The 998-nt window shown below is 74.1% G+C and carries 1 pseudogene; it reads left to right on the forward strand.

Annotated features, from left to right (window positions below):
- A pseudogene (locus AX685_RS20065) lies at nt 1-998 on the forward strand (glutamine-synthetase adenylyltransferase); the annotation flags it as partial.

Consider the following 998-nt stretch of genomic DNA (forward strand, 5'->3'; position numbering starts at 1 on the left):
GCGATGCCGACGGCTATGTGCTGCGCGTCGACTTGCGGCTGCGCCCGTCGCCGGAAGTAACGCCGATCGCGATCCCCGTGGATGCGGCGATCTCCTATTACGAATCGCAGGCACTGGCATGGGAACGAGCGGCGTTCATCCGCGCGCGCGCCGCGGCGGGCGACATGGCGCTGGGCCGGCGCTTCCTGGACGCGATCCGCCCGTTCGTGTGGCGCCGCAGCCTGGATTTCGGCGCGGTGGGGGAGATACTGGATATCACCCGCCGTATCCGCGACCATCATGCGCAGGGGCAGGCGTTCGGTGCGGGCTTCGACCTGAAGCGGGGTCGCGGCGGCATCCGCGAGGTGGAGTTCTTCGCGCAGATCCACCAGCTGATCCACGGCGGGCGCGAACCGGCGCTGCGCACCTCCGCGACGCGCGATGCGCTCGCCGCGCTGGCGGCGGCCGGACGGATCGACGCGGGCGAGGCGGCGGCGCTGACCGAGGCCTATACGCTGCTGCGCACGATCGAACATCGCGTGCAGATGATCGACGACCGGCAGACCCACGCGCTGCCCGCCGCCGGCGAGCCGCTGGACCGGGTGGCGCGGCTGCACGGACTGGCGGACGGTGCGGCGCTGCTCGAGCTGCTGGCGCCGCATGTCGAGCGGGTGGCGGCGATCTTCGACCGGCTGGCGCCGCACGGGCCGCGCGCGTTGCCGCACGATGCCGACCGGCTCGCGGAGCGGCTGGCGGAGGCGGGATTCGCCGAAACCGAGGAGCCGGTGCGCCGGATCGCGGCATGGCGCGAGGCGCGCTATCCCGCGCTGCGCAGCCCGGCGGCGCAGGCGGCGCTGGAGGCGGTGCTGCCGGGGCTGGTCGATGCGCTGGCGCTGGCGCCGGTGCCGCCGCTGGCGCTCAACCGGCTCGACCGGTTGCTGGAACGCCTGCCCAGCGCGATCAACATCTTCCGCCTGCTGGAGGCGCGGCCGGCGCTGGGCGCGCTGCTCGCCGAGGTG

The sequence above is a fragment of the Sphingomonas sp. CCH9-F2 genome, assembly GCF_001556735.1.
Classification (GTDB): domain Bacteria; phylum Pseudomonadota; class Alphaproteobacteria; order Sphingomonadales; family Sphingomonadaceae; genus Sphingomonas; species Sphingomonas ginsenosidimutans.